The organism is Bradyrhizobium sp. Arg237L (assembly GCF_029990105.1).
GTDB lineage: Bacteria > Pseudomonadota > Alphaproteobacteria > Rhizobiales > Xanthobacteraceae > Bradyrhizobium.
The window spans coordinates 61852-85435 of record NZ_JAQMIL010000020.1; the positions used below are offsets into that span (position 1 = coordinate 61852).

25 protein-coding genes and 1 pseudogene are annotated in these 23584 nt (G+C 61.4%); 13 read left to right on the forward strand and 13 right to left on the reverse strand.

Going from position 1 to position 23584, the window contains the following annotated elements:
• Nucleotides 1–40 precede the first annotated feature (40 nt).
• Both OZ411_RS14680 and OZ411_RS14685 read right to left on the reverse strand, forming a co-directional pair.
• Nucleotides 41–880: an ABC transporter permease gene (locus tag OZ411_RS14680; RefSeq protein WP_282528532.1), complete on the reverse strand. Its 840-nt coding sequence runs from the start codon at nt 878–880 to the stop codon at nt 41–43.
• A gap of 84 nt (nt 881–964) precedes the next feature.
• The gene (locus OZ411_RS14685) at nt 965–2002 is read right to left on the reverse strand and encodes an ABC transporter substrate-binding protein (RefSeq protein WP_282528533.1); all 1038 of its coding nucleotides are present in this window, start codon (nt 2000–2002) and stop codon (nt 965–967) included.
• Nucleotides 2003–2224: 222 nt separating this feature from the next.
• Between OZ411_RS14685 and OZ411_RS14690 the strand changes: the two genes are divergently transcribed.
• The 3 genes and pseudogenes from OZ411_RS14690 (at nt 2225) to OZ411_RS14700 (ending at nt 4806) form a co-directional block, all read left to right on the forward strand.
• Nucleotides 2225–3106 (forward strand): transporter substrate-binding domain-containing protein, encoded by an 882-nt coding sequence (locus tag OZ411_RS14690; protein ID WP_282528534.1) that lies wholly within the window; start codon nt 2225–2227, stop codon nt 3104–3106.
• Entirely contained in the window at nt 3103–4233 is a 1131-nt protein-coding gene (locus OZ411_RS14695; protein WP_282528535.1) for a cytochrome c peroxidase, read from the forward strand. The genes OZ411_RS14690 and OZ411_RS14695 overlap by 4 nt, the downstream gene beginning before the upstream one ends.
• Before the next feature lie 142 nt (nt 4234–4375).
• Nucleotides 4376–4806: pseudogene (locus tag OZ411_RS14700) on the forward strand (Rrf2 family transcriptional regulator).
• 9 nt (nt 4807–4815) lie between these two features.
• Here the strand turns inward: OZ411_RS14700 and OZ411_RS14705 are convergent.
• Entirely contained in the window at nt 4816–5769 is a 954-nt protein-coding gene (locus OZ411_RS14705) for a sulfonate ABC transporter substrate-binding protein (RefSeq protein ID WP_282528536.1), read from the reverse strand.
• Nucleotides 5770–6243: 474 nt separating this feature from the next.
• On the opposite strand from OZ411_RS14705, the gene OZ411_RS14710 reads away from it, so the two are divergent.
• The 8 genes from OZ411_RS14710 to OZ411_RS14745 all read left to right on the forward strand — a co-directional run bounded on the left by OZ411_RS14710 (nt 6244) and on the right by OZ411_RS14745 (nt 13063).
• Nucleotides 6244–6816, forward strand: coding sequence for a carboxymuconolactone decarboxylase family protein (locus OZ411_RS14710; protein WP_282528537.1), 573 nt, complete (start codon nt 6244–6246; stop codon nt 6814–6816).
• A 3-nt stretch (nt 6817–6819) separates the two neighbouring features.
• Nucleotides 6820–7923, forward strand: a complete 1104-nt coding sequence (locus OZ411_RS14715; protein WP_282528538.1) for an acyl-CoA dehydrogenase family protein — start codon at nt 6820–6822, stop codon at nt 7921–7923.
• A complete protein-coding gene (locus tag OZ411_RS14720) occupies nt 7920–8690 on the forward strand; it encodes an ABC transporter ATP-binding protein (protein WP_282528539.1) in 771 nt (256 codons plus the stop codon). The genes OZ411_RS14715 and OZ411_RS14720 overlap by 4 nt, the downstream gene beginning before the upstream one ends.
• A 13-nt stretch (nt 8691–8703) precedes the next feature.
• Complete coding sequence (locus OZ411_RS14725; protein WP_282528540.1) at nt 8704–9894, forward strand: ABC transporter substrate-binding protein; 1191 nt, start codon at nt 8704–8706, stop codon at nt 9892–9894.
• Entirely contained in the window at nt 9891–10742 is an 852-nt protein-coding gene (locus OZ411_RS14730; protein WP_282528541.1) for an ABC transporter permease, read from the forward strand. Before OZ411_RS14725 ends, OZ411_RS14730 begins: the two co-directional genes overlap by 4 nt.
• A gap of 242 nt (nt 10743–10984) precedes the next feature.
• Nucleotides 10985–11698, forward strand: a complete 714-nt coding sequence (locus tag OZ411_RS14735; RefSeq protein ID WP_282528542.1) for a MetQ/NlpA family ABC transporter substrate-binding protein — start codon at nt 10985–10987, stop codon at nt 11696–11698.
• Entirely contained in the window at nt 11622–11795 is a 174-nt protein-coding gene (locus tag OZ411_RS14740) for a MetQ/NlpA family ABC transporter substrate-binding protein (RefSeq protein ID WP_282528543.1), read from the forward strand. Before OZ411_RS14735 ends, OZ411_RS14740 begins: the two co-directional genes overlap by 77 nt.
• A gap of 11 nt (nt 11796–11806) precedes the next feature.
• Nucleotides 11807–13063, forward strand: a complete 1257-nt coding sequence (locus OZ411_RS14745) for an amidohydrolase/deacetylase family metallohydrolase (RefSeq protein ID WP_282528544.1) — start codon at nt 11807–11809, stop codon at nt 13061–13063.
• Nucleotides 13064–13121: 58 nt separating this feature from the next.
• On the opposite strand, the gene OZ411_RS14750 is transcribed toward OZ411_RS14745, so the two are convergent.
• Complete coding sequence (locus OZ411_RS14750; RefSeq protein WP_282528545.1) at nt 13122–13964, reverse strand: alpha/beta hydrolase; 843 nt, start codon at nt 13962–13964, stop codon at nt 13122–13124.
• 61 nt (nt 13965–14025) lie between these two features.
• Between OZ411_RS14750 and OZ411_RS14755 the strand changes: the two genes are divergently transcribed.
• Nucleotides 14026–14388 (forward strand): hypothetical protein, encoded by a 363-nt coding sequence (locus OZ411_RS14755; RefSeq protein WP_282528546.1) that lies wholly within the window; start codon nt 14026–14028, stop codon nt 14386–14388.
• 40 nt (nt 14389–14428) lie between these two features.
• Here OZ411_RS14755 and OZ411_RS14760 read toward each other — a convergent pair whose 3' ends face one another.
• The 3 genes from OZ411_RS14760 to OZ411_RS14770 are packed head-to-tail and all read right to left on the reverse strand — an operon-like array spanning nt 14429 to nt 17496.
• A complete protein-coding gene (locus tag OZ411_RS14760) occupies nt 14429–15271 on the reverse strand; it encodes an ABC transporter ATP-binding protein (protein WP_282528547.1) in 843 nt (280 codons plus the stop codon).
• Entirely contained in the window at nt 15268–16071 is an 804-nt protein-coding gene (locus OZ411_RS14765) for an ABC transporter permease (protein ID WP_282528548.1), read from the reverse strand. Before OZ411_RS14765 ends, OZ411_RS14760 begins: the two co-directional genes overlap by 4 nt.
• A 3-nt stretch (nt 16072–16074) precedes the next feature.
• Nucleotides 16075–17496, reverse strand: a complete 1422-nt coding sequence (locus OZ411_RS14770; RefSeq protein ID WP_282528549.1) for an ABC transporter substrate-binding protein — start codon at nt 17494–17496, stop codon at nt 16075–16077.
• A gap of 443 nt (nt 17497–17939) precedes the next feature.
• Between OZ411_RS14770 and OZ411_RS14775 the strand changes: the two genes are divergently transcribed.
• Complete coding sequence (locus tag OZ411_RS14775; protein WP_282528587.1) at nt 17940–18632, forward strand: Crp/Fnr family transcriptional regulator; 693 nt, start codon at nt 17940–17942, stop codon at nt 18630–18632.
• On the opposite strand, the gene OZ411_RS14780 is transcribed toward OZ411_RS14775, so the two are convergent.
• The 6 genes from OZ411_RS14780 to OZ411_RS14805 form a co-directional block, all read right to left on the reverse strand.
• Nucleotides 18633–19595, reverse strand: a complete 963-nt coding sequence (locus OZ411_RS14780) for a HEAT repeat domain-containing protein (protein WP_282528550.1) — start codon at nt 19593–19595, stop codon at nt 18633–18635. It lies immediately after the preceding gene.
• Between the two features lies 1 nt (nt 19596).
• The gene (locus tag OZ411_RS14785) at nt 19597–19830 is read right to left on the reverse strand and encodes a ferredoxin family protein (RefSeq protein WP_282528551.1); all 234 of its coding nucleotides are present in this window, start codon (nt 19828–19830) and stop codon (nt 19597–19599) included.
• A gap of 15 nt (nt 19831–19845) precedes the next feature.
• Nucleotides 19846–21582, reverse strand: coding sequence for a fumarate reductase/succinate dehydrogenase flavoprotein subunit (locus tag OZ411_RS14790; RefSeq protein WP_282528552.1), 1737 nt, complete (start codon nt 21580–21582; stop codon nt 19846–19848).
• Between the two features lie 9 nt (nt 21583–21591).
• The gene (locus OZ411_RS14795) at nt 21592–21885 is read right to left on the reverse strand and encodes a gamma-butyrobetaine hydroxylase-like domain-containing protein (RefSeq protein ID WP_282528553.1); all 294 of its coding nucleotides are present in this window, start codon (nt 21883–21885) and stop codon (nt 21592–21594) included.
• A gap of 85 nt (nt 21886–21970) precedes the next feature.
• Nucleotides 21971–22780, reverse strand: coding sequence for an ABC transporter permease (locus OZ411_RS14800; protein WP_282528554.1), 810 nt, complete (start codon nt 22778–22780; stop codon nt 21971–21973).
• A gap of 2 nt (nt 22781–22782) precedes the next feature.
• Nucleotides 22783–23580, reverse strand: coding sequence for an ABC transporter ATP-binding protein (locus OZ411_RS14805; RefSeq protein WP_282528555.1), 798 nt, complete (start codon nt 23578–23580; stop codon nt 22783–22785).
• Between the last annotated feature and the right edge of the window lie 4 nt (nt 23581–23584).

Below are 23584 nucleotides of genomic sequence, written 5' to 3' on the forward strand. Positions count from 1 at the left end.
GCATACTCCTATTCACGTGATGCGGCTGCCGTCGCGTGGCTCAACCCTCGTAGCCCTGCTTCCAGCGGAGCACGCGACGCTGCAAGAGATACATGCCGCGGTCGATGGCGAAGCCGACGAGACCGATGATGACCATGCACACGACAAGCTGATCGGTCAGCAGCAGGCCCTGCGCGCGGAAGATCAGGAAGCCCAGCCCCTCCAGTCCGCTCAGTCCTTCCGCAACGACCACCAGCGCCCAGGCGAGCCCAGCCGAGTAACGCAGCGCGACCATGATCGAGGGCGTTGCGGCCGGCAGGATCACCTTGCGCACGAACTGCCTGCGAGTCAGCGTGAGGACTTCCGCCAGCTCGACATAACTCTTGTCGACGTTGCGAATGCCTTGCAACGTGTTGAGGAATACCGGGAAGAACACGGATTTGGCGATGACAAGCACTTTCGCCGGCGCGCCGATGCCGAGCCAGAGAACGATCAAGGGCAGCCAGGCAATGCCGGGAATGTGCCGGATTGTATCGAAGGTCGGGCCGAAGAACTGCTCAACTTTGCGCGACAGCCCGGCCGCGATTCCGAGCGCGACGCCGACAAGTGAGCCGTAGATGAACGCCTGCCCGACGATCTTGACGCTGGCCAGAAAGTCCAGCGCCAGATTCTGCTTGGTGAGCATCTTCCAGAACGCCGTGACGACGGTGATCGGCTCCGGCAGGAACACCGGGTCGATCCAGCCACGCGCGGACGCCGTTTGCCATAGGGTCAGGATGATCGCGGGCAGCACAATGCCGATCAGCGCCGGTCCCTTGTAAACCCGCCCCTGCCGTGCCGCGACCGCCGAACCGCCGGTTCGGATTCCTGAGCCGTCGATCGCCTCCGCGCTATCGGTCATGCTGGCAACGCTCTTTCAACAGGTCATCACAACGCTCGGCACTCGCCGGGTGCCGAGGCGTCGCGCGTCGGTTACATCAGTTCGTCAATTGTAGATGGAGTGACTGCCGCCCGCGAAGAAGCGTCCATCGATAAAGGCATCGATCTGCGCGTCGGAAAGCTTGCGCTCTGAAAGGATATCGTCGCCGTTGGCGATGTACCAGGCCTGGAACTTCTTGATCGCATCGCGCGCACGGTCGGCATTCGGTTCGCCGGCCATGAACTCCCATTCGCCGGCGTGGGTAATCTGGAACTTCGCAACCTCGATCGGAACGCGCGTTTCCTTGGCTACAATCTCCGCCGCCTCGTCGACGTGATCGGAGGCCCACTCACGCGTGCGCTCGCGGGCAGCAAGGAAGGCCTTTACGACGTCGGGATATTTGTCCACGAAGTCGCGGCGCGCGAAATAGGTCACGCGGCCCGCGTTATTCACATAGATGCCGTCGTCCGGCGACCGGCCAACCACCTTGAGCTTGCCAGACAACCATGCACCCGTAGCGGCCGCGCCGGCCGCAAGATGGAAGGTGGTGGCATCGGCCGCGCCCGAGAGCACCGCGCTGATCGCAACGGCGGTGTTGTCGATCGAGGTGTAGCGTATCCGGCCCTCCTTCTCGCGCGAGTCGAACGGCAGCCCCGCCTTCTGCGTGATCTCAAAGGGCGACGACCAATAGCAGCTTATGCGGCTCGAGCCGAACTTCTTCCCGTCAAGATCGGCTACGGACTTGATATTGTCGTTGTCCGCGCGGGCGAGAATGGGCGCACGATAACGGTTGGATGCCTCGGAGACCCAGATGATCTCGCCATCGAGACCGTTCGCACGGTGCACCGTGGCGGGGTAAATCATGCGCTGGGCAATCGCGATCGCTCCACCCTTGACCGCGGCAGATTCCGCGCCAATCAATTCAGCCGCACCCGAGGCGATGAGGTTGATCTTCTTGGTGCCGATCTTGTCGAACTCATCCTTGAAGAAGCCCTTCTCGCGCGCGATCACCGTCCAGGGCGTGAGCTGCAGATTGATTTCCGGCAGCGGCTCGGCTGCGCTCACCGGATCGACATGTGCTGCAGCGAGAAGCGCGCCCGCCACTGCTAAGTAACCGAGTGTGCGCCTACTGTTTGCCGCGCGCGTGGCTCGCATGTGAATTCCTCGTTCGGTGATGACAAATGAACGCTTTCACGATACTTCATCATCGCTATAAGTCTATACGTTCTATAGACAACTTTATTCTGTAATCATCTCGCTTCAGGGACGATTATTCGCGACGCCTCAAGCAGCTCGCTTCATAATATCGGCGCAGAAGATAACGTGATGAATGCCAACAACGCACACGTCCCGATCTGGCAAATCCTCGCAGCCATCGTGTCCGGTTTGCTGCTGCCTGTCCTGATCGGCGGAGCCATCGTGATCGCACGAGGCGAGCTGGGCTTTGCGTCGTCTGATGTCGCATCTGCCGAGAGGCCTCGTGATAAAGCCGACAACGAGCACCAGTTGAGGCTTGGCATCGTCTATGTGCCGCCAGCCAAGACACCCGACATGCGCCTCTACATCGAGGAAGGATTCGAAACCGATCTCGCGCGCGAGATCGGGGAACGCCTTCATGCCGACGTGAAGCTCGTGCTCGTTCCGCCCGCCGACCGGCTCGCGGCGCTGAATGAAAATCGGGTCGACGCAGTGTTGGCGCGCATCGCCGATGATGATCCGCTGCGCAAGGCCGCGGAGATATTGCCGACTGGATACGAGTCCGGGCTGAGCCCGGTCATGCGCTCGGACAGGCCGCTGCGGCAATGGAGCGACTTCAAAGACCGCGTGGTTTGCGTCACCCTCGCCAACAATCGCGGCCAAAAGCTCGCCCAATCGCTAGGCGCCGAGGTACGAACCCTGCGAGCGCCGGCGGAAGCCTTGATGCTTGTGAGGACCGGCGAATGCATGGCCGCCATCCACGACCGCGCGGTGCTTGATCCCTTGTTCACGAAGCGATCCTGGCAGAAGTTCTCGGCGACCTTGCCTCCCGTCGATCCGACTTCACTGGTGATTGTCGTGGCAACGCATCGAACCGATCTCGCCATCGCGATCAGGCGCGCGCTGACCACGATCGGCAGCGCGGAGCAATGGCAGCAGCGGCGAGAACGGTGGGCCGAGCTTGCCTCGTTCGAGGTCTACAGGGACCAGGCGGGCCCCGATTGCCATTGAGCCGACTGGCAGATTCGAGCAAGGCGGCAAGTCTTTGCTGCGTGGTCAGCCTGACCGTTCTGACGATGCTCGGCATGATCTTCGCGCATGCGACGTCGGTGACACCACGGGACGAGCATCTAGCGACGCTGCGGCAGGCCTACGCGCGTCCTGCGACCGAATGGCCCGCACCATGGCTCGACGCTGATGTCGCCTTTGTTGAACTCGGCAAGCTGAACCTGCCGTCGTCGCCATCCAGCCATGAGCAACGGCGTGTCGCTCTTGGCGCACGCCTCTTCCACGATACGCTGCTCTCCGCCGGCAACGACCTCGCCTGTTCGACATGCCATGATGAGCGGCACGGCTGGAGCAGCGGGATGCCGACGGCGCCGGGACATGCGCTCGCACGCGGACGACGCAATCCGCCATCCCTCCATAACGTGGCCTTACGGCCGTATTTGGCCTGGGATGGTCGAGGATCGTCTCTGGCGGCCCAGTCGCTCGCGCCACTCACGATATCCGAGGAGATGGCAAATAAGGATCTGGATTCCGTGCTGGCGCGCCTGCACGCCGATACCGACTATGCGGCCCGGTTTGCGGAGGTCTACGGCGCAGGATCGATTTCGGCAGACAAACTTGCGGACGCGCTCGTTGCCTTTCAAACTCGTCTCGAGACCGAGACGCGCTTCGAACGCTTCGCGGCCGGCGACCCGAACGCGCTTACTGATCAGGAATTATGGGGCTTGCACCTGTTCCGGACCAAGGCGCGATGCATCAATTGCCACTTCGGCCCGCTGTTGACGGACGATCGCTTTCATAACCTGAAGATCTCGTTCTTTGGCGAGAAGGCGCAGGATCTCGGTCGCTACCAGGTCACCCATCTCGCTGACGACGTCGGACGTTTCCGCACGCCGAGCCTGCGCCATGTCGGGCAGACCGCACCCTATATGCACAATGGCCTTTTTCCGACGCTAGAAGGCGTGATCAACCTCTACGACCGCGGCGGCGGCGAAGTATGGGCGCGGAACAAAAGCGAAGCGGCAAATCCGCTTTATCCGTTCGCGACGCATCTGTCGTCCCACATCAGGCCGCTCGGTCTTTCCGATCAGGAGAAAGCCGCCCTCGCCTCTTTCTTGCGAACGCTTTGAGCGACAGATTAGGCCGGCCGACTTCAACGGGCTTTATTCTTCAAACGCCTGACCAACGTGTCAATTATTCCAAAATGACCGCCAATCGGCGGCAATATGTCCTATAGTATATCTATTAGCTATTCTAATTCGAAGAGACCCGATGCTAACCGCCAAGGGAAAATATGGCCTCAAGCACTTGTCCATCTGGCAGCCCTGAAACCTGGCCAAGCGCTTCATTCCATCGACATCGCGCAGTCCAACAATATCTCCAAGAAGTTCCTGGAAGCGATCCTGGGCGATCTTCGCAAGGCTAGTCTTGTGCATGCAAAGAAGGGGCCGGGCGGCGGATATATGCTCGCTCGCCCTCCGGAGGCGATCAACATCGGGCAGGCGATTCGCGAGCTCGACGGCCCGCTGGCGCCCATCGCCTGCGCAAGCCGTACGGCCTACCGGCCATGTGTGGACTGCGAAGATCCTCGCAAATGCGTCGTACGCATCACCATGACAAGGGTGCGCGACGCCATGTCGGAGATATTGGACCATATGACGCTGGCCGATTTGACCACGACGAAACGAAAGAAACTGGTGTGACGATGCCGCCTATTGTCCGACCTTCCAGGCTGCGTCCGTCACCCTCACAGCCTTGGGAATGAGCTCCAGCCTTGCGAAGGTGTCCGCGATCTCCTGTTGTCCTTCGAGCGTCGCGGCGTCGATCGGCCGGGCGCCGAGCTCGGAACGGTTGACACCGCGCTCCACGACCTCGGCTGGAAGTCCGGTCTTCGAGGCCAACTCGATCGCGAACTGCTTGCGATTGTCCTTGATCCAGCCGTCGATTTCGTCGATCGCCGAAAGGACCGCTTTCAACACCTCCGAATGCTGCTCCGCGATGGGACGCGATGCCATATAGAAGGACACATTCGGCGCGAGCCCAGTGCCGTCAACGACAGTCCTCGCACCGAGGCTCAGCTCCGCCGCCGCGTAATAGGGATCCCAGATCACCCAGGCATCCACCGAACCACGCTCGAACGCGGCGCGCGCGTCCGCCGGCGCAAGGTAGGCCGGGACAACATCGCCGTAGTTCAGGCCGTTGGCTTCCAGTGCCCGCACGAGGAGATAATTGACGTTCGATCCCTTGTTGAGTGCCACGCGCTTGCCTTTGAGATCCGCCACCGTCCTGATCGGGCTATCCTTCTGAACAATGATCGCCTCATTCTTCGGCGACGCCGGCTCGTAGCCCGCGTACACGATGTTGGCACCGGCCGCCTGCGCGAAGATCGGTGGCGCCTCGCCCACCGGGCCGAAATCGGCGGCGCCTAGATTGAGCGATTCGAGCAATTGCGGTCCTGCCTGGAATTCAGTCCAGGTCACCGACCAGCCGAGCGGCGCGAGCTTGCTCTCAAGGATGCCACGCTCCTTCAGAAAGATGAGATTGCCGCCGCCCTTCTGGAACGCAATCCGGAACGTCTTGCTGTCCGCCCGTGACGGTGTCGCGAAGCTGCTTCCACCTAGAATAACGCCCGCAGCCAACAATTGAAAAGTACGACGATTGATCATGATCGAATCCCGTTAACCGATTTGCCCTGCGGCAGGTCAAGCAGAGAGCCAGCGTCCTCATCGCAACCGCAGAATTCTGCGCCAGCCTCCTGGGTCAATGCAGATAACAGCGCTCCAACCGAAACTCGGAGGCGGTGGCGATATATCGGATGTCGATCAGAATTGAATTTCAAAGTTGGTTGCTCGAACAGACGATCGTTTCGAAACAAGTCGGCAAACAATCCATACAATCCAATGCTCAATCAAATGATCAAATGAAGCCGCCGATATCCTCTATCTCGCGCGCACGGAGAGGGGCAGGATTCACCTTCCATGCTCGCTCCATTGCGAAGGAGATAATTTCTCCGAACCGTTTCCGAACAAACAAATTGGCCTTCTTTTTGCGGGCATCTGTTCAATCAAATCGGGACTTCATAGAAAAGCATTCAACAAGGGCGCGCGCGTGAGCGAAGCCCTGCACAGGAGATGTTTGATATGTCCCGTCTGTCTCTCCGTACCATTGATGATGCGCCGGAAGCCGCCAAGCAAGGTATAACTGCGGCGCTGAAGAATAGCGGCTATCTGCCGAATCTTATCCGCCTGCTGGCGAACGCGCCGATCGCGCTGGAGGCCTATCAAACTCTGTCCGCGATCAATGCCAGAGGCGAACTCAGCCCCGCGGAGCGCGAGGCGGTGCAGATCACGGCGGCTGCCGTTCACGGTTGCGGCTTCTGCGTCGCGGGACATACCGCGATCGCCTACAAGAAGATTGGCCTGCACGAGAACGTCGTTGGCGCCCTCCGCGACGGCACCTCCGTTCCGGATCCGCGGCTCGACGCCGTGGCGGTATTCACCAGGGCGGTCATTCGCGGCCGCGGCAATGTGCTGGATGACAAGCTGAAGGCGTTCCAGGCCGCAGGCTTCAGCGAAGCCAATGCGCTTGAAGTCGTCCTCGGCGTCAGCCTCGCAACGTTGTGCAATTTCAGCAACAACCTGGGGCGGCCCGCGCTCAACCCGGAACTCGCCCCCTATGCGTGGAGCGGCGCTGCGGCCGAAGCAGCCGAGTAGGTCATGAGCGCGACAAGTGGAGAGATCGTTCCGGCGGATCTCAGTCAATGGCTTGACGACAACGCCGTTCGTCTCGACGTAGCGTCGGACGATGCATCTGCACTGCTGCCGAAGCTCGCGGCGGCCGGACTGTTCAAGATTGGCGTGCCGGTGCCGTTCGGCGGTGCCGGTGCAGGCCTAGCAGATGCGGTGAGAGCCATTGCGGCGGTATCGGCGCGATCGCTTGCGGCAGGATTCGTAGCTTGGGGTCATCGCACCTTCATCGAATATCTGCTGCAAAGCCCTAACGAGGTGTTGCGGGCAAAGCTGTTGCCGGACTTGCTGACGGGCCGTCGGGCCGGTGCAACCGGCTTGTCGAACGCAATGAAGTTTCTTAGCGGGCTCGAGGAGCTTCAGCTCACGGCATTCGGCCGCGTGCCGACGATCCGGATCGAAGGCAAGCTGCCTTGGGTGACGAATCTACGGAAGGAAGGATTCGATGTCGCCGCGGCCGTTCAGAGCAATGACGGCCGGCCTGCCTTCGTGATCAGCCTGTCTTCCGACGATACCGGGCTGACGCGCACAGACGATCTCGACCTCATGGCGATGCGCGCCACCAACACCGCCGCGATCAGGATCGCGGGTGTCGAGATCGGCGGAGACAGGGTCATTCACGGCAACGCCCGTGAGTGGCTTCCGCAGGCGCGCCCAGCCTTCCTCGGTCTGCAGTGCGGAATGTCGATCGGCTTGGCTGCGCGTTCGCTTTCGGAAGCCCGCGACCAGCTCGGCAACAGGCGCGATGTGCTGACCGATCCGATAGAACGGCTCACCGCTGAACTGAACGATCTGGAGAAAGAATTGCTGTCGCGGTTGAACGGCCCCTTCTTCGTCGAACGACCGCTCGCGCTGTTTCGCATACGCATCCGGCTCGCCGAGATCGTCAACCAGTCGCTCCAGCTTGAGCTCAGCGCCACCGGCGGAAAGGCGTATCTGTCCGCTCCGGGCGAAGGATATCAACGCCGCCTCCGGGAGAGCGCCTTCATCCCCGTCGTTACCCCCAGCCTTGTCCAGCTCAAGACTGTCGTCGACGACCATGAGCGACGATTGACCTCGCGCGAGATCGCATGAGCGACGGAACCATCCTGGAGGCTCATGCCATCGCGCTTCGCTATCCCGGAGATGCCCGCAATGTGCTTGAGCATTTCGACTTCGGACTGAAGTCCGGCGAGACGGTCAGTATTCTCGGTCCAAGCGGGGTTGGGAAATCGAGCCTGTTGCGGATCCTGGCCGGTCTGCAGCAGCCAACCAACGGATCGGTTTTCGTACACGGCACTTCGCTGAGCGGGCCTCACCCGCGCGTCGCCATCGCTTTCCAGGACCCGAGTCTTCTGCCCTGGCTGACGCTTGAGCGAAACGTGGCATTCGGATTGAATTTCAAGCATCAGCCGCCATCGTCTCGCGCCGAGCGCGCCCGCCGTGTCGATACGGCTATCAACGAGGTCGGGCTATCGCAGGCGCGAGGTCAGTTTCCGGATCAGCTCTCCGGCGGCATGGCGCAGCGAACCGCGCTGGCGCGCTGCCTCGCGCGCAAGCCCGACATCCTGCTTCTCGACGAGCCGTTCGGCGCACTCGACGAGGTGACACGAACTCAGATGCAGCACCTGCTTCTGAAGATTGTGCAGGATTTCAAGACCGCCGCCGTGCTGGTCACGCACGATATCGACGAGGCGCTCCTGGTTTCGGACCGCGTCCTCCTTCTCGGCGGATTCCCTGCCCGCCTGGTCGGAGAGTGGCGCATCGCGCCTCCAAAACCGCGCGAGGATTACGTCGCCGAGCTTGGCGCGATCCGGGTCGAAATCGTCAGCACGCTGCGCGGCGCGATGCGCACTCACTAGAAGGATAATGTCGATGTTGTTTGAGGACGATTATTCACGCCGGGATTTGCTGAAGCTGTCGGCTATCCTGACCGCGGGCGGCGCGCTGCCGCTGCTGCGTGCCTACGAGGCGCGTGCGCAGGAGGCGAATGCACCGGTGCGCATCGGCTACCTACCGATCACCGATGCAACGCCGCTTCTCGTCGCCCATGGCAAGGGCTATTTCGAGGCCGAGGGATTGCAGGCCGAAAAACCGGTGCTGTTGCGAAGCTGGGCGCAGATCCTGGAAGCCTTCATTTCCGGTCAGGTCAACGTCGTCCACCTGCTCTCGCCGATCACGGTATGGGCGCGGTTCGGCAGCAAGGCGCCCGCGAAGGTCGTCGCCTGGAACCACACCGGCGGCTCGGCGCTGACCGTTCGGCCGGAGATCAACCACGTGAAGGAGCTCGGCGGCAAGACCGTCGCGATTCCGTTCTGGTATTCGATCCACAACGTGGTGCTGCAGGCGTTGCTGCGGGAAAATGGCCTGACGCCGGTGGGAAAGCGCGACGCGCAGCCGGGACCGAGCGAGGTCCAGCTCATCGTGATGGCGCCGTCCGACATGGTGCCCGCGCTCGCAACCAACCAGATCAGCGGCTATATCGTGGCCGAGCCGTTCAACGCGGCAGCCGAGACGCTCGGCATCGGCAAGGTGCTGCGGTTTACCGGAGATGTCTGGAAGGACCACGCCTGCTGCGTCGTCTTCATGCATGAGCGCGACCTGCAGCAGCGGCCCGAATGGTCGCAGAAGGTCGTCAACGCGATGGTCAAGGCGCAACTATGGACGCGCGCCAACCGCGCCGAGACCGCAGCGCTGCTCTCGAAGGATGGCGCCAACAAATACACGCCGCATGCCACTGCCGTCCTGGAGAAGGTCCTTTCGCCGCCGGAGAGCGACAATACCGGGTACGTGCAATCCGGCGCAATCCGCAACGCCGCCTGGCTCGAGCGTCGGATCGATTTTCAACCCTACCCCTATGCCAGCTACACGGAAGAGCTGGTTCGCCGCCTGAAGGGCACGCTGATCGAAGGCGACCGCGCTTTCCTCAACGATCTCGATCCCGTCGCGGCGGCGCGCGAACTGGTCGACGACAGCTTTGTCAAGAAAGCCATCGGTGCCGCGGGCGGCCTTAAGGCCTTCGGTCTGCCGGACGACTTCTCGCGGCAGGAGCTGATCGTCGCATGACGACGAGCTGGACATCGGCCGGTTTGTCGACGTCAGCTTCGGCGGGCGGCCGCACTGGCCATCGTGTGAAGGCGGGGCCCTGGCTTGCCCCGCTCAAACGCCTGGCGACAGCTTCGGCCGGCCTTCTTGGCTTCGCCGTGTTGCTCCTTGCCTGGTGGATCGGCACCAGCGCACTGGCCGCACCTGGTAGCTTCCTGCGCCACTTCTCGCCCGTGGAGGCCTTTGCAAGCCTCGTTCAGCTCGCGACGCATTCCGACCTGCCGGTTCACATTCTGGTCAGTCTCCGCCGTGTGCTCGTCGGTCTCGGGGTCGCGCTTCTAATCGGCGTACCGCTTGGACTGGCCGTCGGCAGCTCCAAATTGCTGAACGCTGCCACGTCACCGGCCTTTCAGTTTCTGCGGATGATCTCGCCTCTGTCGTGGATGCCGCTGGCCGTGATGGTGTTTGGCGTCGGCGACCGGCCGATCTACTTCCTGCTGACGTTTGCCGCGGTATGGCCGATTCTGCTGAACACCGCGGAAGGCGTCCGGCGCCTTCAACCAAGTTGGCTCAGCCTCGCGGCGAGTCTCTCCGCGACACGCTGGGAGACGCTGCGCCATGTCGTGTTCCCAGGAGTGCTGTCGCATATTCTGACCGGATTGCGGCTTGCCATCGGTATCGTCTGGATCGTCCTCGTGCCCTGCGAAATGCTCGGCGTATCGGCAGGACTCGGCTATTTCATCCTCGATACCCGCGACCGGCTGGCTTACTCTGAACTGGCCGCAATGGTTCTGGTGATCGGAGCACTCGGGTTCTTGCTCGACGCCGCCGCACGCGGCCTTTATCGGCTGGCAACTCGCGCTCGCTGAACGAATCCGATCAGACCCGGATCGAGAACAATAACGAACGTAGCGGAAAGCAAAGAATCGCTTATCGCGCAATCCTTCCGAGCGGGATCATCTCCAAAGGCCTCAACATTAATAATTCCATTTCATTGACGCGGTCGATCGTACCGACCAATCATTTCAACGGTCGCCGATATACTGCGCTCAGCAATTGCCGGCACTGATCATCTTTTTCCTTGACCGCTTATCTTGAGACCCGACACCACATGAAAGCTCTTTCCCGCTCCCTTGCCCTCGCCTTCTCAGGGCTCGTTTTTGTCTCGCTCGTCACACAGTCGACCGCCGCCGACAAGCCGCTCAAGGTTGGAGTGTCCGCCGGCCCCTATGGCGACATCCTGCGCGAAGCCGCGCGCCTGTCGGAAAAAGAGGGCCTGAAGGCCGAGATCATCGAGTTCAGCAACTGGAATCAGCCAAACGCCGCGCTGCAGGCTGGCGACATCGACCTCAATAACTTCCAGCATAAGTTCTATCTCGCCAACCAGATAAAGGCCCGCGACTACAAGCTGGTCGGTCTCGACGAGTCCATCCTGGTGCCGGCCGACATCCATTCCAAGAAATTCACCAAGGCGTCGGACATCCCGGACGGCTCCAAGATCGCGATCCCCAATGATCCGACCAACGCGGCGCGGGCGCTGCTCTTGTTCGAGAAAGCCGGACTGATCAAGCTCAAGGCCAATGCGGGGTTGTCCGCCAGCGTGCTCGACGTGGTGGAAAATCCCAAGAAGCTGCAGATCCTCGAAATCGACGCCGCTCAACTGCCCCGCTCGCTCGACGACGTTGCGGCAGCCTTCGTCTCCTCCAACTACGCCTATCTTGCCGGGCTCGATCTCAACCAACGCGCTGGTGGCCGAGACGACGGATGCCGAGGCGAAGCCCTACTTCACGCTTATCTTTGCCGCGCGCGAGGATCGCAAGGATGATCCGCAGATCAAGAAGTTCATCGCGATCTATCGGTCACAACCGGTGAAGGACTTCATCCGCGCTAAATTCAACGGCTCCATCCTGCCCGCGTGGTGAGCGAGGGTAACATGCGCAATCCGACACGTCGTGATTTCCTCATCAGCACCACGGCGCTGATCGGCGCCAGTACGGCCGGAGGCCGCACTATCCTCGCCGATACACCACAGTCCTTCGACCTCATCATCCGCGGCGGCGAGGTCATCGATCCCAGCCAGAATCTGCGCGGTATCCGCGATATCGGCATTCGCCTGGGCCAGATCGCGGCAGTTGAGCCGAGTATCGATCCCTCGCTGGCAAAGCGGTCGATCGACGCCAAGGGCAAGATCGTGACGCCCGGTCTCGTCGATCTCCATGCGCATATCTATCCCTACGGATCGGCGATCGGTATTCCACCGGACGAGCTTGTGCCATATTCCGGCACGACCACCTATGTCAGCGCGGGCGATGCAGGGGCGAACAATTTCTCCGCGTTCAAGCGCGCGGTAGCGGCGCAATCGCGCAGCCGGGTCTTTGCTTTCGTAAACATCTCCACGATCGGCTTGACCGGCTTTCCGGTCGGCGAAACCGTCAACATCAAATATGCTGACGTCGATGCCACGGCGCTCGCCATCGCTGAGAATCAGGACATCGTGCTTGGCGCCAAGGTACGCGAAACGCTGGCTTTGGTGGGAGACAACGGGATCGAACCGCTCAAGCGTGCCATTGCAGCGGTGGAGCGATCCGGCACCAAGGGACGGGTGATGTGTCATATTGGCGATGCCCCCGGAGACCTGCAGGTCCTCGTCGATATGTTGCGGCCGGGCGACATTCTCACGCACCCCTACAGCAGCCTCGGCAACAACACCGTTCAGAACGGCAAGGTATTGCCTGCCTTGCTGGAAGCAAAGAAGCGCGGCGTCCTGATCGATGTCGGTCATGGTGCCGGCAGCTTCAACTTCGATATCGCCGAAGCAGCGATCCAGCAGGGTCTTACCTTCGACACCATCTCGAGCGACGTGCATGTCGTCGCCGCGAACACCCCGAGCCAACCCTATCTGCCCTGGGTGTTGAGCAAGTTCCTCGCATTGGGCTTTTCGCTCGAGGACGTCATCGCGGCTGCGACGATCAAGCCCGCCGCCATCATCGGCAAGGTCCCGAAGCTCGGCACATTGCAAGTGGGCGCGCCCGGCGACGTGTCGATCCTCGAACTGATCGAAGGGCCTGTGCAAGTGCTCGACACAGCGAACAATCCGCGCACAGGCAAGGCCTATCTAAAGGCAGTGCAGACGGTACGAGACGGTGTTCCGTTTGGACGGCCCTATCAGTTGCCGTTTTCTGTGAACTGATGCGGCAATCCAAGGAGATGACGCGCCGAGTCAGCTCTTTCGGCGGCACCGCGCGGCGCTAGTTGGGGCTCCGCGGAAGATCGGCAATCAGACCCGATCCTCGCCCTTCTGGCATTCTCGCTCGAAACGATGGGTGGTTGCCGTCGTCGTCCAAATACTTGCCGAGCACCTCCAGAATTGCCGCCTTAGCCGCTTTCGGACCGCGGTCGCTCATATCGGTGTGGCGATAATCTGTTCGGACAACCGCAATTCCGGCCTTCTCGCACATCTCGTCGTCCGGCACGACGCCGGAATCTGCCTTGAAGACCGGATCTCGTGAACGAAACGAGAGAATCTTGACTCGACCGTCAGTCATGAACGGCACGCGCAGATTATCGAGCGTCACAACCTTCCTGACCTGATCGGGATATATTTTCGCAAAGTACTTCGAAATATCGCCGCCATTGGAGTGACCAACCATCGTCAGGTGATCGTAGTCCGCGTTTGGCTGCACGGCTCTTAGCTCGCCGATGGCAAACCTGATATTGGCAATGCCACGTTGGTAAACCGGCAGACGGCCAACATAGGGTTCACCGACCTTCGTCGCCAGCGGCGGATCGCTCTCGAGATCGTGCTGGATACTCACGACCATATAGCCGCGAGCGGCAAAGACGGTTGCCAGGAACGAATATTCGGTGAACCTCACGGTGTTGCCGTGAGCGACAGGCAGCGTGATCATCTGTGCATCCGCCTGCATTTCCTTGTCGCGACGCACGACAATTTCGACCGTCACAGCGCGATTGTCACGCGTCGGATCATAGAAGGTTATTGTCTCATGGCGGACCGCCCAGACATTGGCGCTGACATGCGCCACTCCCAGGAGCACGAGATTCAAGAGCAGGACCGCAACTCCGCGCAGCATATTCTTGTCGAGCGTCCCTGGATTTGATTGCGATCTACGGATGACGCCTCAACGAGCGGTCATGGTCCTGCGTTATGCCAAGCTTGGCGGCCATTATTCCGGTCGAAGCAACGCTACGCTTCAATATCCGCGCAATCTTTGCGACGGGCGTGTTCTTCCGCGCGAGTCCCTTGAGCTTATGTTTCTCCACGGCCGTCCATGCCCGATCGTCAATCAGAGACAGTGGTTCGCTGATCGCCGCATTTCGCTGATCGCCGCATCGTGTCTCGGAGTCACATTTATCCCCTGCAGCATGATCACTAAATCCCGCGATCAGCCTGGAGAAACGCTACGACAGATTTTCGAGATTGTATTTTTAAAGATAGCGCCGGACAGGCAATATTCGCGAGAGACGATCGCCGAACGCAATTCAACTTATCTATAGGCAACCGCCGTCGCCCGCGAGATGATCAAGCAGGACGGATCTACGTTCTATTGACCCCGAGCGGACTCAAACGCGCCAGCGGTAGCGAGTCGTCCGGACGCTTGAGGAGATTGAGGATCTGGCGCTTCAACCGCACGAATTCGGATTCAGTCACGAGCTCGGCATGGCGAGGCCGTCCGAACGGCAGAACGATATCCTCGATCACCCGCCCCGGTCTCGCACTCATGACGACAACTCGATCAGCCAGAAACAGCGCCTCCTCGATATCATGTGTCACGAAGACCGTGGTGGTCGGAATCTTGGTCCAGATATCAAGCAGCACCTCCTGCATCATGCTGCGTGTCTGCGCATCCAGGGCGCCGAACGGCTCGTCCATCAGCAGCACCCGCGGCTGGTTGATGAGAACGCGCGCGATCTCGACACGCTGCTGCATGCCGCCCGAGAGCTGCGAGGGATAAAATCGCTCGAAGCCACCCAACCCGACCAATCTCAAAATCTCATCCGCGGCCCCATGCCGATCGGCCTTGCCGACACCACGCATTTTCGGGCCAAACGCAACGTTGTCGCGTACCCGCTTCCAGGGAAACAGCGTGTGTTGCTGAAACACGATTCCCCGATCCGGATTCGGCCCCAGGATTGGTTGATCGTCCACGGTCAACTGCCCCCGCGTGACCGGCAGATGCCCCGCCAGCGCGCCGAGCAAGGTCGATTTCCCGCAGCCCGACGGACCGAGCACACAGACGAGTTCGCCCGGCGCAACCGCAAAGTGGAGGTCGCGAACCGCCTCGAAGGCATCCGCTCCCTCCCCAAGCGAAATCGAGACATGCCGGACGTCGATCCGTCCGACGGTCTGCGTCGAAATATCGGAAACTCGGATATTCATCGCGCAACGGCAGGATGCAGCCACGGCATCAGGTAACGCCCCAACGTCGTCAACAGCCAGCTACTGCCCATTCCGAGCAGGCCGATGACCAGCATGCCGACAATGATGTCGGCATAGTTCTGCAGCGTGTAGGCCTCCCAGGTGTAATAGCCGATGCCGAATTGCCCGGAGATCATCTCTGCCGTGACCAGGCAGAACCATGACGTGCCCATGCCGATGGCGAGCCCGGTGACGATGCTGGGCGCGGCGCCCGGCAGCACGATCTCCCGCAGGATGGCCGCAGGCGTTCCGCCGAGGCTGCGGGCAGAAGCAACCAGCCGCCGGTCTATATTGGCAACGCCATGCACCGTGTTCAGGATGATGGGAAACAACGCGCCGATGAAGGTGATGAAAATCATCGACAGTTCTGATGATGGAAAGATCAAGATCGAAAGCGGTATCCAAGCCACCGCCGGAATCGGCCGCAGCAGTTCGAGCGGCGGCAGCAGCAGGTCGCTCGCGGCACGCGATCGGCCGATCGCAAAGCCGAAGATGACGCCGATCACGACCGCCGCGCCGTAGCCGGCGAACACCCGCGAGAGGCTACTGCTTATGTGCGCAAGCAGCTTCGGCGACTTCAGAAGGACGATCGCCGACTGCACGACCTCGGTTGGCGGCGGCACGTTGCGGAACGTGACGATGCCAAGATGTACGTGCAGCGCTGAGGCAAGTTGCCACAGCGCGATACAGGCGGCGATCGAGAAGCCGCGCACGAGCCAGCGCAGTCCCGGCAGTCGGTCCGCGATACGCGCGACCGCCATCGTTCACCGGCTCGCCACGAGGGATTCGCGCGCGCCGGCGTAATCGACCACGGCGCCACCGTGCTGCTTCGACCACCGTTCGGCGCCATCCTTGAGCAAAAAAGCGCTCAGCTCGCCCTTGGGAGAACGCACGAACCACGCCTGGTTCGCGAACAGCTTGATCCCGCTCTCGCGATCCTGCGCATAGACCACACGAACCGCCTTGCCCTCCTTCTCAAGCCCCGCAAGCGCCTTCAAGGCATTCTCCGGCGTGCTGTAGTGACGGACGAGAGGCTCATCCTTGACCCAGATCTGCGCCACCAGACTGAAATCGGTGATGTCGGCGCCGGTCGTCGCATCCTTTGCCTTCAGAGGAAGCTGGGCATAGTTCTTCGACTGAGCTTCGTAGTCACCGCCGGCCCGCGAAAGCGCCGTGCGGATATATTTTTCCGTTACGAACTGATTGATATCGAGGTCGCTGTCCGCCCGTTTCAGAAACTTCAGGGTCTTGATCGAGGTTGCCACCGCCTGACGGTATTCCGGCTTCCAGGTCACGTCGCGGGTTTGTAAGCCCAGCGGCCCGTGAAACAGATAGACCACTTCCGCCTCGATGCCGGTCACCTTGGCGATCAGATCGCTGTACTTCTCGGGCTCTTCCGCGATCAGGCGATCCGCCTCGAGCGCGGCACGTAGATAGGCAACCACGATCTCCGGATATTTCTCCGCATATTCGGCATCGACGAGCGCTCCGTGGAACGTCGGCGCGCTTGCCTGCGAGCCATCGAAGATCTTGCGCGCAAAGCCGCGCCAGGGAAACAGCTCCGCAAACGGAACAAAGTCCGCATGAGCCTCGATCTTGTTGGCCTGCAGCGCGGGACCTGCGACTTCAGGCGCCTGCGTGATGATATTGACGTCGGTCTCCGGACTCCAGCCCTCGGCCTCGACAGCGCGGAGCAACATGCCGTGCGATGTCGATGCGAAGGGCACCGAGATCGTCTTGCCCTTGAGGTCTCTGATCGACTGCACCGCCGAGTTCGTGGGCACCACAATGCCGTTGCCGCTGCCCTTGGTGCTGCCCGAGAGCACACTGATGAAAAGGCTGCGGCGGCCGGCCTTCTGGAAAGCCACGCCATTCAGCGAGCCGGGGAAATCGGCCATTGCTCCGAAATCGAGCTTGCCCGCCACCATCTCGTTCGTCAGCGGCGCACCGCTGGTGAAATTCTTCCATTGGATGTCGTAGCTGGCGTCCTTGTACTTGCCGTCACGCGGGAGGAATTTCTCCAGCAGCTTCAGTTCGCGGATCAACAGACCGCCAGTTGCGCAATTGATGGTGGTGTCCTGCGTTCCCACCGCGACGCGAATGGTTTCGGCACGCGAGATGCCGGTCAGGCCGAGCGCCGCAACGGCAACCGCGGCGGTCATCCTCACAAAACTGAAAGAACTCATCGGCCTGTCCTCGATAGTAATCACCGACGGACTTCCGCCAGCAAAATAGGGAGAGAACTATTGGACCGATGCTGTCGGCGCTGAAGCAATTACTTGCATCGCGATTTCGTCACGATGCGCGAACGGGCGCACTAAATGATTTTCTCACGGTTATGCTGTCGGCAGATAAATCATTTCGACAATAACTGGTTTGGGCGTCAGCTTTGCTAAGTGCATTTGGAACGGATCAAAGAAGTGGACTTTGCCTCTCGCTCACCCTTAGCTATTGGCCGACACCGCAAGGTAAACAGACGGCAATGACGATACTGAAGGAAGCCTCCGAATCCGAGTTCCCCGCCCTGATGGTCCGGACTGGCGCCGCCGCTCCCCTCGATTTTCAGCGGAGGGAAAAGTTCGCCGCCGTCTCCGCCCCGGGCGCCGCAGCCAGCAACTCCGCGTTCTTCATGAGCGAGAGCATCGAGGGACTGAACGTCGGCGCACACTTTCTTGATCGGCTGTCAGCCGAGCAGAAAGCAGAGGTGCAGGCCGCCGGCCGCGTCATCCCCGTTGCCCAGGGCGACATGGTGTTCAGCCAGGGCGAGCACCATGACGGCATCTTCATCATTCGGCGCGGACAGGTCCGGGTCTATTACACCGCCCCCTCCGGTCGCGAGATCACCCTCGCCTACTGGACGCCTGGCCACTTCATTGGCGGCCCCGAAATATCCGGCGGCGGCGTGCATATGTGGTCCGGCGTCGCGATGGAGGATTGCGAGGTCACGGAGTTGTCGAGCGCCGCGCTACAGAAACTGCTGGTGCAGATGCCGACATTTGCGCTGGCGCTCATCGACGGGCTGATCGCCAAGGGCAAATGCTACTCATCGATGGCGCAGATGCTGGGAACCCGCTCCGTGATCGAACGGCTCGCACAATATCTGTTGAACCTTTCGGAACTCTACGGAATTGCCGATGGCGACACCGTCATCATCAACCGCAAGGTGACGCATGACCAGATCGCCGCGATGGTCGGCTCGACCCGCCAATGGGTCACGATGATGTTGAAGCGGTTTCAGACCAAGCGCATCATCGCGATCGAGGGCAGCGTCATCCGGATCAAGCGCGTCGACCTGCTCGAGAAAATCCTGTTCAAGGAATAGTCAACCCTCCCCGATCTGCCCGAGCGCCCAGATCACGGTCTTTCGCACATCCGGATCCTCGTCGGCCGTGTGCGCGGCAAGCGCCTCACGGGCGCGCGGATCGGCGATGTCGCCAAGCGCCGCAGCCGCATCCTTGCGCAGCGACGGCAGATTATCGTCGAGGAAGGGAGCAATGGCGCCGACGGCATCCCGGATGCGCAGCTTGCCCAGGCTTTGCAGGGCCCTCTGGCGAACCTGCCAATAGCTGTCAGTGAGCGATGCAACCAGCGCAGTTGCCACCGAAGCCTGGCCAATCCGTCCGATCGTCTCTGCGGCAACCGTCCGCACCTGCCATTCCCGGTCACTTAGCGCATCGGCGGCGGCCTGGGCCGCCGCCTCATTCCGCGCAAAGGACAGCGCATTGACTGCCGCAAGCCTGATCTCCGCGTTCTCATCCCTGGTCGCATGGATCAGCGACGGTAGTGTTTCGGTCTTCTTGAGATAGCCGATCACACCGACAGCCTGCACGCGTACGGCGGGATCATCGTCGCCGAGCGCCGCAATGGCGGGCCCCAGCGATGCACCGACCTGGAGCGCCTTGAGCGCGCGAAAGATCGCGGCGCGCACAAACGCTGAGGAATGCGCCGCCAGGGGCAGCAGCAGGTCACTGGCCGCGGGATTGCGGAGTTCGGCAAGGCTGTCGGCCGCTGCCTGAGCGACATCTGCGTCCGGATCGAGGACAGCGCCAAGCAGTGCCTTGGCCACCTCGACGCCGTCAAACTCGCCCAGCGCCCGAGCGGCCTGCTGCCGGACCTCCGCGGCGGCATCGCGGACTGCCTGCGCCAATAGCGGAACCGCCTCACCGCTCGACGTCTCCACAAGATCGATCACCGCGAGCCGACGCACCGACGGATCCGCGCTCGCCAATCGCTCCGCGATCTCCTCGACGTCGCCGAACGCTTCGAATGGTTCGAATGCAGCCATGTCAGCGCAGGAGATAGGGAATGTTCACGGTCACCGCGCCGGTCGGACAGTCGGCTTCGCACGGCATGCAGTACCAGCATTCGTCGTATTTCATATAGGCCTTGCCGGTGAGATCGCTGATCCGGAGCACGTCGAGCGGACAGACGTCGACGCAGACCGTACATCCCCTGTCAGCGATGCATTTGGCCTCGTTCACGATGACTGGAACTGTGGTGGGCGTGTGGGCAATCGGCATTCGACGTCCGTATGTTCAGGCGTGCTGGCGGATACGCTGGCGGTCGTAGGCCGAGCGTTCGGATTCGTCGATCGGGACGATATAGGGCGCTACCGCCCGCTTCTCCGCTGTCATCCGCCCGCCCTGCTTGCGTAGGATGCTGTGACAGAACCAATCTTCGTCGTTCTTCTCTGGGTAGTCGACGCGGTGATGATAGAGACCCCAGCGGCTCTCGGTGCGGAACAGCGAGGCGAACGCCGCCATCTCGGCGCAATCGACGATCGAGGCGACTTCCAGCGAGCGCATCAGTTCGTGCGCATCGCGCACCACCATGGCGTTCTCCATATCGTCGCGGATTTCCGCGAAACGCGCCTGTCCGAGCTTCATCTTCGCGGTGACTTTTGGCGGCTGAAGGTAATCATTTACAAAGCGTCGCACCTTGTACTCGAGCTGGTTCGGCGGGATGCCGTCGTCCCGCTTGGTCGGCGCCAGCACACGCTCCTGCTCGGCCGCCACCGCAGCCGGGTCGTAGTCCGCAAGATCGCTGTTGGCGGCGACCTCGGCGGCGTGCTCGCCCGCCACGGCGCCGTTGGTGAAGGCGCCGAGCATGTAATTGTGGGGCACGCTCGCCATGTCGCCGGCGGCATAGAGGCCCGGCACCGTGGTGCGCGCAAACTCGTCGACATAGACGCCGGACGTACTATGCCCGGAGCAGAAGCCGATCTCGGAAATATGCATCTCGATCATGCGTTCGCGGTAGTTCGTGCCGCGATTTTCGTGGAATCGCCCGCGCGACGGCCGCTCCACATTGTGCAGCACCGCCTCGATCTTTCCGATCGTATCGCTGTGGAGATGATTGAGCTTCAGGAAGACGGGCCCCTTGCCGGACTGCAGCTCGTTGTAGAACTCCTGCATCATCTGTCCGGACCAGTAGTCGCATTCGATGAATCGGTTGCCTTCGCTATTGGTGGTGTAGGCTCCGAACGGGCCGGCCACATAGGCACAGGCGGGCCCGTTGTAATCCTTGATCAGCGGATTGATCTGGTAGCATTCGAGGTTCGCAAGGCCCGCGCCGGCATGATAGGCCATGGCATAGCCGTCGCCGGAATTGGTGGCGTTCTCATAGGTGCCCCAGAGATAACCGGATTGCGGCAGGCCCAGCCGCCCCGCTGCTCCGGCGCAGAGGATCACCGTCTTCGCGCGCAATACCAGAAACTCGGCGCTGCGCGTATTGACCGCGATTGCGCCGGCAATCTGCCCGTCGCGCCCCGTCAAGAGACGCGTCGCCATATAGCGGTTGGAGATCAGCACCTTCTCGCGGCGAAGCTGGCGATAAAGCGCCTTCTTCACGGTATCGCCGTTCGGCATGGGCAGCACGTAAGAGCCGAGATGGTGGACTTTCTTGACGTCGAAATCGCCATTCTCGTTCTTCTGGAATTTGATGCCGAAGCGATCGAGTTCCTGGATGATGTCGAAGCAGCGCGACGCATATTTGTACACTGGCGCCTGATCGCAGATGCCATCGTTGGCAATCGTGATCTCCTTGGTGTATTGCTCGGGCGTGGCGTAGCCGGGGATAACCGCGTTGTTCAGGCCATCCATGCCCATCGCGATCGCACCCGAGCGCTTTACGTTGGCTTTCTCCAATAATACGACGCGCGCGGCCGGATTGCGGCGCTTTGCCTTGTAAGCGGCCATTGGGCCAGCCGTGCCGCCACCGATCACCAGGACGTCGCAGGCAACTTCCGTCAGGCCGTTCTTGATCTCATCCATGTCGCGACCTCAAACTGGCTCCTGCTCGGCGAGCTCGCGCAAGTAGGACCACGGATAGATGCCACGGTCGTGCCCGTCCGAAAAGAACAGGCGCACGGCATAGTTTCCGATCGGCTCGATTGCAGCGACATGGAGATCCGGCGGAAGCGCCAGTTCGATGCCCTCGACCCGGCGACGGATTTCGCCTGCCGCGCGACTTGCCCGGCGCAGCGTTTCCGCTCCGACCAATCGGGTTCCGCAATCGGGCCAGGTCAGCGCCAGCGCTGTTGCGTTCTCGCATAACTCGACCTGAGTTGGTTGCACGTTCACCTCATGTTGTTGCCTTGGTTTTTAGGCCGGGCCGAACCATTCGGGCGCGCAATAAATTGCTTTCGCACCCGTTTCACGATCAGGCCGGCCGCGTCCGTTCGGTCTGTCCGCCCTTCTGGCCGGCTTTCTCGGCGCCATACCAGGGCAGCAATCGGCGCACCGCCCGTTCAAACAGAAAGTCGGCCGCGAATCCCATCGCGCCGAGCGTGATCAGGCCGACGAACATCTGGTCGACGCGAAACACCTGCTGCGACATCTGGATGAGATAGCCGACACCGAACGCGGCGCCCGCCAGCTCCGCCGCCACCAGCACCACCAGCGCGACCGAAAGGCTGACGCGCAGCCCGGCGATGATGAAAGGCAGCGCGCCGGGAATAACGACGTAGACGAAATTCCGCCAACCGCGCGCCCCAAGGCTTGCCGCCGCCCGCCCGAGCAGCGGATTTGTGTCGCGAACGCCGATATAGGCGTTGACCCAGACCGGGAAGAACACCCCCCAGGCGATCAGGACAATCTTGGACGCCTCCCCGATCCCGAACCAGAAGATCGCAAGTGGCACGAAGGCAAGCGACGGGACGGCGCGGAACATCTGTACCAGCGGGTTGATGGTCCCATGCAGCAGCGGCAGTCGCGCCATGGCGACGCCGAGCGCCACGGCCAGCACCGATCCGCCGACGAATCCGATGGCCGCGCGCAGCAGGCTGGCGCCGAGATGCCGCGCCAATTCGCCATCAACGAGCAACGACCAACCGGACTGTGCGATCGTGCTGGGTGCGGGAAGCATCACGTTGTTGACAAGCCCGCTCCGGCTCAAGGCTTCCCACGCGCCGAAGAAGACGAGTGTGCCGACGATGCCGGCAACCGTGTTGCGACTCAAGGTGAGCGCCATCCCTATTCCGCCGTCTCGAGGCCGATCGCGCGCGCGACGTGTTCATACAATTCGTTGAAGCGAGGCGATGTCCGGCGGCGCGGTCGTGGCAGATCCAGCCGGATATCTTCCACGATCCGGCCTGGGTTCGGCGACATCACGATCAGCCGGCTGCCGAGCACGAGGGCCTCCGCGATGTTGTGGGTCACGAAGAGGATGGTCGGCCGCTCCTGGCTGTGGATGTCGAGCAGCTTTGTTTGCAGCGCGCTGCGTGTCATCGCATCCAGCGCCGCGAAGGGCTCGTCCATCAACAGCAGCGACGGACGCGTCGCGAGCGCACGCGCGATCGCGATCCGCTGCTTCATGCCGCCGGAGAGCTCGAAAGGATATTTCGGGCCCGCTTCAGGCAGTCCGACGAGCTTGAGCAGCTCGCGCGCGATGTCAGCCCGCTCACGCGCCGCCCGGCACGCCATCCGTAACCCGAACTCGACATTGACCTGCGCGGTCAGCCAGGGAAACAACGAATAGTCCTGGAACACCACGCCGCGCTCGGAACTGGGACCCTCGATGGCACGGCCATCGACGCGAATGTTGCCATGTGAGGGCGCGATGAATCCGGCGAGGATGTTCAACAGCGTGGTCTTGCCGCATCCGCTCGGACCGAGAACACAGACGAACTCGCCGCGATCGATGGTAAGCGTGATATTGCCGAGCGCCGTGGTCCGGCCGCGGTCGGAATCATAGACGTGGCCGAGTTCGACGCAGGAGATCAGCGGTTGATCAATGGCGACCGGAGCCGCGATTTCCACCCTAGCGTTCATGCAG